The 7,328-nt window shown below is 45.6% G+C and carries 7 protein-coding genes; 1 reads left to right on the forward strand and 6 read right to left on the reverse strand.

Going from position 1 to position 7,328, the window contains the following annotated elements; all coding sequences use genetic code 11:
* The 6 genes from AC3Z9T_RS21170 to AC3Z9T_RS21195 form a co-directional block, all read right to left on the reverse strand.
* Positions 1 to 509: fimbrial protein (locus tag AC3Z9T_RS21170; protein WP_490128034.1), on the reverse strand; the 509-nt coding region annotated here is incomplete at its 3' end.
* A gap of 8 nt (positions 510 to 517) precedes the next feature.
* On the reverse strand, positions 518 to 1,270 hold the full coding sequence (locus AC3Z9T_RS21175; RefSeq protein WP_490128040.1) for a fimbria/pilus periplasmic chaperone: 753 nt from the start codon (positions 1,268 to 1,270) through the stop codon (positions 518 to 520).
* Between the two features lie 46 nt (positions 1,271 to 1,316).
* Entirely contained in the window at positions 1,317 to 3,821 is a 2,505-nt protein-coding gene (locus tag AC3Z9T_RS21180; protein WP_490128035.1) for an outer membrane usher protein, read from the reverse strand.
* 42 nt (positions 3,822 to 3,863) lie between these two features.
* Positions 3,864 to 4,301 (reverse strand): fimbrial protein, encoded by a 438-nt coding sequence (locus AC3Z9T_RS21185; RefSeq protein WP_490128036.1) that lies wholly within the window; start codon positions 4,299 to 4,301, stop codon positions 3,864 to 3,866.
* Positions 4,302 to 4,473: 172 nt separating this feature from the next.
* Positions 4,474 to 5,031 (reverse strand): fimbrial protein, encoded by a 558-nt coding sequence (locus tag AC3Z9T_RS21190; protein WP_490128037.1) that lies wholly within the window; start codon positions 5,029 to 5,031, stop codon positions 4,474 to 4,476.
* A gap of 197 nt (positions 5,032 to 5,228) precedes the next feature.
* Entirely contained in the window at positions 5,229 to 5,582 is a 354-nt protein-coding gene (locus tag AC3Z9T_RS21195) for a helix-turn-helix domain-containing protein (protein ID WP_490128038.1), read from the reverse strand.
* 811 nt (positions 5,583 to 6,393) lie between these two features.
* On the opposite strand from AC3Z9T_RS21195, the gene AC3Z9T_RS21200 reads away from it, so the two are divergent.
* Positions 6,394 to 7,328 (forward strand): FKBP-type peptidyl-prolyl cis-trans isomerase N-terminal domain-containing protein (locus AC3Z9T_RS21200; protein ID WP_490128039.1); only part of this gene is annotated, 935 nt, incomplete at its 3' end.

A 7,328-nucleotide genomic window follows, 5' to 3' on the forward strand; every position in this document is an offset into this window, starting at 1 on the left:
TCGCCCAACGGGATCACCCGCCCTGCCTCATCACTCAATTGCAATCCAAACCCTTGCGCACCCACCACTTTGGCTAACTGAGGGTAAAACGGCACTGAAGGGGCAACAAAGCGCATTTTGACCCCCGGTTGCTCACTGCTCCACGCCACACTGCCCGTTTTAATATCGCGCAGTGCCGTTGGTGTCTCAATGCAATCCAACAATTCAATGTGGAACGGGACTGATTTCCCCGTTTGCCCCACTTTTTGTAAATCTGCCGTTTCAATATTGCCCATGTCTACTGATTGGTACACCGATTCCATGGCAATTCGGCACGGACTTTCTGTCAGTGAACCAAATACATACAGTTGACCACTCGCACCTTCCACATTCCAATTACCGTCTGGACGGTAAAGGGTGGCATTCCGATCGGAAGCTTGAGCGACCCCACTCCACAGACTGAGGCACAGTAAACTGCTCGCCCACCCCAAACGGTAATATTGATGACAGTTTGCAGATATCGCCATCATACGGCTCCTTATGATTTCTTCTCAGGCACAACCGCACACTGGTTGCTCTGGCATTTAAAATGCAGTTTCAAACGCCCGCCGTAGTCGTTGATATAGGTCAACACCGGTGAACTGCCGAGTTGTGCGCTCGACACGCCCAAAGCATGCTCCCCAAAAGGCGCTACCATGACCGCATCAAATTGCTTGGTAATAGGGGCATTCGCGGTCGCTGCGGCACCAATAATGGTGACGTAAAACGGGGTCGGATTTTTGGCAATATATTGGTCACCTTGCTTGATCAGCGTCAGCTTCTCTTGCCATGGCTGATTCATTTTTTCCGTGTCGCTCAGCGCAATGCCGGATGGGCGATAGAACAATTTGATTTTGCTCTGGAGCGCCAACTGCAACACGTTTGGCTTTTCACTTTTCGGTGGAATTTCACGTAAATTAAAATAGAACAAACTTTCACGATCTTGCGGTAGCGTGGCCACATCCGGTAAAGCTTCAATACGCACTTGACTGGTTTTGCCCGGCTCTAAGCGCTGTACGGGCGGTAATACCACAAATGGCGACGCCACTTTTTGGCTCTGATCGTTTTCAATCCACCCTTGAGCCAAGTACGGCAACTGTGAATTTTTGTTAGTAATGGTCAGCGACACGCTTTTTTGCTCACCGTTAAAAATCACGCGAGTACGGTCAAGTGCTACCGCAGACCACGCTTGGCCTACATACAAGGCCGATAACAATGCGGTTGCCGTCAATAAACGTTTTGGACTTTTCATTTTCATTCGCTGTCTCACTTAATTATTTTCTCATTCTGTCAAACGATTACGGGCGCGAAGTTATCGGTTCGCACTGCAGTAATAAGTGGCTACTCACGGCATCAAGTTGTGCAGGGAATTGCAATTGACACTGCTCCTCACCGGCCCACTGTACTGTCATGATTTCATTGGGGTTGATCCCACTGATATACGCTTGTCCATTATCATTCATGATGCCCGTATCTTGCCCACGCGCATTGCGAATTTGCGCACCAAACGGTGGGAAAGAACCATCCGCTAAACGCACGGCGACCATCATCTTGCGCCCAGACAATACTTCAAACTTACGGTAGCCAATTGCCCCTTCCGTTAAGGTCGCTTGTACCACCGAATCGGTGACTTCGGCGTCATTCGGCAGTTTATTCAAATCAATTTTGACTTTATTGCGGTAGTAGCTGTTCACATCAGGCACTACGGCTTTACCAAAGGCATTCGAGTTCACGACAGCGCCACGCCCTTTCACTGGGATATCACTGATACCGTCGGTATCAATCAACAGACGTGTTCCCCCCATAGTGGACACGCGGTGCATATCGACGCCTTCAGGGGTAAAGGTAAAGCCCCCTTGTGCCCCAAGGCCAAACGCGGTGTAACCGTTGTGGGTATAACTTGCATTGGCCGTTAAACGTGCATTGCTACCTTGATGGGTAATATAGGCACTGCCCGTACCGCCTTGGCGTGCGCTTCCCGCACTGAATTGATACGACGTTTGGTTATCAATGCGGTCGTAATAAGTCGCACGGTTGGTCACGTCATTGTTATTGCTTGCAATCGAGTAACCAATGTTTGCCCCGTTACCCCACGGTACAGACAGTGACAAATAGGCGCCGTCATCATGGGTTTCGTTATACACATTCCGATACGCAGACAACGACACGTTGACATTTTTCACTGAACCAAAGTCCATGGTTTTGGTGAGCATCACGTTGTAGCGGTCACTGTCTGGACGATCCCAATAGGTTTGGTGGTTATAGTTCACATACGTTGATAGCCCGATATCGCGGAAGTTTTTATTCAACGAAATGGTGTACATTTCTTTGCTGCCACCACGACGCTCGCCGCTTTCTTTGGCACTCAGATAATCTGACATGCTCATAAAATCGCGCTCGGAGAAGCGGTAACCCGCAAACTGCACTTGGCTATCGTAATCATCAAAACGTTTTGAGTAGTTGACCCGATACGAGCCGCCACTCAAGCGGTCTTCACCCGGCAAACGTGCGATCGACTGCGTCACATCAAAGGAAATTGCCCCGAAGGCTAATAAATCACGTCCAATACCCGCCGCGAAGGCATTGTAGTCTTGGCTATTGAGGCTACCGCCAAACACTGACCACCCGTTGGAAATCCCCCACGAGAACTCACCCGTGGCAAACAGATCACCACTACTACGGTGATCGAAGGTGGACGGTTTACCCACTGACAGTTTGTAACGCACTGCGCCCGGGCGGGTCAGATATGGAATGGTCGCAGTATCCACTTGGAACTCTTGCACCGTGCCGTCTTGCTCTTCCACGCGCACATCCAGTTTCCCGCTGGTTGCATCACTCAAGTCTTGAATACGGAACGGGCCCGCCGCCACTTGCGTTTGATATAAAATGCGGCCTTGCTGGCTAACAATGACCGTAGCGTTGGTCGTCGCCACACCGGAAATCTCTGGTGCATAGCCACGTAAGTTTGGCGGTAACATGTTCAAATCGGAGCGCAAGCTACCGCCCGTAAAACGGAAGCTATCAAACAGGTCAGAGTTAAGATAATCTTCCCCCAACGTCAGTTTGGCGCGCATTTGTGGGATCGCGCGATAGGCATAGAACCGGCTCCACTGGAAATCCGTGTTGACGGGATCGCCTGAGCCAGTCGCATGGTTTAAGCGACTCTGCCAGTCCGCACGTAAACGCCATGCGCCCGCATTCGCCCCCACGACGCCATTACCATTTAGGGCATAGGTGTTGTGGCCTTTTTTGTGTGGACGGTTAGTTCGTGCAGTCACGTTATAGTCCAACAAGATACCGGGGATCCCTTCATCCCATAACGAGGGCGGATCCCACGTGGCGGTGCGATATTCTAAATAGGCTTGTGGCACGCTAAGGTATAGGGTCGATGTCGACAAGTCACCACGGGTTTCTGCACCTGGGATACTGGCCAAGTCTACACAACTGCCATCATGCCACCATGTCAGATCTTTGATCACCTCGTCTTTTAACCCCAACTGGCTAACAATGTCACCGGTTAAGCAAGCTTGGCTTTCATTAGCCTCGGTGGCCGACGGGTAAAACGTGACTTTTTGTTCAGGTAAGGTTTCCTGATTGAGTTGAATTTTCAACGGATAACTGCCGGGCATGATGTAACCCGCACGCGAAAATTGACCTAAGTCGATATTTTTTTTGTCGTTTAAATCCAACAATTCAGTGTTGAATTGCACTACATCCGCCGCCATTAACGGAGACGAATAAGGCATGAGTGCTGTCATCACAGCAAGGTATACCGCACAAGGTTGGTGATAAGTACGCGACATAAAAAATATCCCTAGGCAAATGAGCGCCAAACCGCAAAAGAATCAGTAATAATCAATTTTGAAACGCAAAAGCGTTTGATAAGATCCAGCTTGTAAACGCTGATTGTCTGTCACCAGTTGCAATTCATAATTCAAGGTCATTTCACCGGGAACAATGTCTCGTTTGGGTAACGGTTTCCCTGCAATCACGGGTGTCCCTTGATCATCACGCATCGCCAGTTGTACGCCTTTGGCTTCACCCGACACCGTAAAAAAATCACCATTCGCAGGGCCATCAAAGGTCACTTCAAAGGTTTGCCATTCGCCTTTGCTGCTGGGGTAACGTTCCCAACGGCAATCGACTAACTGAATGTTGAACGGTTTTGGCGGAGCTTTACCCAATTGCTTCAATACGCTCAGAGGAATAACGCCCATGTCAATCGTCTGATCACGAGACTCGGTTTCGATTGCACAGGCGGTGTCGACGATTTCCCCATACATCGAGACCTTTCCCCACCCTTGAGAAGGGGCAGAAAAAGCGGGTGCGCTCGCGCCCAGTATTCCGAAAAGCACGCACAGCAGTGCATTATGTTTTTGCCATCCTTTCACAAAGCGCCTCGACTGTTGGTGGAAAAAAACGTGAGGAATAGCACTGCTACCCCTCACCGCCAGATTAGTTGTACGCTAAAGTGAAGTTAGTGACGCCTTCGAATTTACCCAGTGGGATAGAGTCAACAGCGACATTTGCACCGCGAACGAACGCACTGTATTGCAGGGTGTTGCTACCCGCTTGTAATTGGTGAGATTGTGTCGTTGACATGCCCATATCGATTGCAGCACCTTGTGTATCAGTGATTTGGATACCAACGTTACCAACTAAGCCTTCATCTGGGTTCAGGCCAGTCACACCCAGTAACTTAGAGTTAAAGCCTGCGCTTGCACCGCTGAACGTGATTTGCACTTTGTCATTACCACCGCCAGCTGGGAACACACAGTCTTCTAATTCAATAGTGAATTGTTTTGGTGAAGACGCGCCGCCGTTCGCCAACACAGAGTTCGCGATTTGGCCTAGGTCAACGGTTTGGTCAATTGAGTCTGAGCTGATTGAGCATGGTGCATCAATGATTTCGCCTTTGAAGGTCACTTTACCGTGGCCTTGGTTAGACTCGACTGCGAATGCTGAAACACTCATTGCGCCAGAAATCAGGGTTGCTAAAATAATCTTTTTCATATTTGCCTCTGCAATAAAAATAACGTGGTTTAATTAAAGGGGTGATCACGTCACCCATTTCATGTCATGACTTATCTTTATGTTGAAATAAAGAAAACATCCCCCTTAATTACACACAGGAAGATATTGTCTTTATTCAAATAAAAGAAAAGACAATAAAATTTAAATATTGAGAATAATAAAATCTATTTACTGGATTAATTAAATTTAAACACGTGTTCATTACTCTCTTTTAACGAGAGAAAGATACGCTGATAACTTTCATCAACCTGTTTTTGCATATCTGAGATATTAAAATACACTTGTTTAAAAAATTCATCGATCGATACATTTAAAACATTAAGAATTAAAATCAACGTATCTACCGTAATATTACACACCCCGCGTTCATAACGAGAAACTTGCTGTTGTGAAACATTCAGCTGGTTGGCTAATTCCCTTCCCGTCATTACTCGGCTGCGGCGTATACGGTATATTTCTTGACCAACCGCTTTAGTAAATACGGTTCTCATATCAGATTCAGAGCGTTCATCGAAATAAAGGTTATTCATTTTAACACTCCTGCTATATTTATTTTTCATTTCAAAAACGCAACAAAATAATTTATTTCGTTGCGTTTCACAGAAAACAGATTAATAAATATGAATATTTGTAATTTACAATATAGCCAATCAGATTAAATTATCACTTTATGATAAATGAAGAATAAAACACTAAGCATAAAAGATAGTCTAAATATGATTGTAGCCGCAAAGCCGCATCACTCCTAAATGGAGTAACATTTAATACACTGAATATGCGTTAAAAACGCTCTAAATCTAGCGTGTTTGTTTTTAAATGCGGTTTGATTTTGCGAAAAGTGTCGAGTAAATTAGTTAGCACACAAGGCAACGAAATAAATTATTTTGTTGCATGAAAAGCAGAAAATAGACATAGAAATCAATAGATTAATAAAAATGCAATCTACTCTCATTCTCGTCACTGCCCTATATTTCGGTAATATTTACTTTTTTAGATAGTCAATTATGGTTGTTAGCGTTTTTTATTTAACACCCTCCCTCAAAAACCTAAGTCAAATTTATTTCCCCACCTTGTTCCTCCCCGCAAATTCTGATTGATTATTGAAAACTAAATTTGTAATCTTTATTCAACTACCGAGTGAGAAAATCAGACAATAATAAAGTCAAGAACGTTTAATCGCGTTACCCTTTGCTATAACGTTGGTTATTTCCTTTTTCATCAGCTCGATCAAATACATTTTTTATGTAGCAAGAATCAAAAGGATAATAAGCCCATTACCTTTTGCTCTTGTATTTAAATCTGTTTTTAATGATAGCCTTTTTGCTATTTAAGGAGTTCCTTATGGCTGCTTCACATCGCGCATGGCCTTCGCTTAATGGGAGATTATCACTGAGTTTACTCAGTGCGCTTTGCTTTATTCCAATCGCACACAGTGAAATGCAGAATAATAGTCTGCCGGGATTACTTCAATTCGCTCAAGAATATGAAGCACGTAAAGCTCAACAAGCCGATAATACCGTTGATGTCTTTTCACAAACGGGTATCCAATTACCCCAAATCAAAATAAAAATGATGCAACAACAGCTGCAAGCCAGTCAGCGTCGTGAGCAGCAATACCGAGAACAACTTCAGCAACAACAAGCCGATGTTCAGCGTCTCAACAACAACCTACAATTATTGGCTCAAAAAAATAACCCTCCCCCTTCGACAAGTTCAGCCGCCGTGCCTTTTACAGCCGATACCCTGAAAAAAAATGATCAGTTACGGCAAGCTTATGCAGCGGGTATCGCCATCGGTCAAGATGCACTCACCATTCATCAAGACAATCAATCCTATGGGCAATCCTTGGATAAACAGGCTTACCTTGCGGGGATCACCGATGCCATAGAAGGCCGTATGCAACTTTCCCCCACCGAGCTACACACTGCACTCATTGCCTCGGAGGCGTCGATGGAAAAAAATAAAGGTGAGCAAAAAACTCAGCAAGCGGCTTTGGCGAAACGTTTCTTAACCGATTGGAAAAAACAAAAAGAGGTGAAGTCAGACCCGATGGGCTATGACTACAAAATTAATTATCTCGGACAAGGCAACATTCAAGATAACGATGTGATCAGCATTGTGGTCAAAGAATCGTTACTTGATGGCACCGTCGTCAGTGATATGGATCTGCAAAATAAATCCCTGACCCTACCGCTTGATAACTATCCACCGCTGTTCCAATCAGCGATCCGACATTTACAAAACCACGGTGAAATCACTTTTGTCGTGCCGCCTGA

Source organism: Providencia sp. 6390 (assembly GCF_058148425.1).

Bases quoted from the DNA above. Each gene is read 5' to 3' on its own strand.
- AC3Z9T_RS21180 (WP_490128035.1), bottom strand. From the start codon at position 3,821: ATGTCGCGTACTTATCACCAACCTTGTGCGGTATACCTTGCTGTGATG.
- AC3Z9T_RS21195 (WP_490128038.1), bottom strand. From the start codon at position 5,582: ATGAATAACCTTTATTTCGATGAACGCTCTGAATCTGATATGAGAACC.
- AC3Z9T_RS21185 (WP_490128036.1), bottom strand. From the start codon at position 4,301: ATGTATGGGGAAATCGTCGACACCGCCTGTGCAATCGAAACCGAGTCT.
- AC3Z9T_RS21190 (WP_490128037.1), bottom strand. From the start codon at position 5,031: ATGAAAAAGATTATTTTAGCAACCCTGATTTCTGGCGCAATGAGTGTT.
- AC3Z9T_RS21175 (WP_490128040.1), bottom strand. From the start codon at position 1,270: ATGAAAAGTCCAAAACGTTTATTGACGGCAACCGCATTGTTATCGGCC.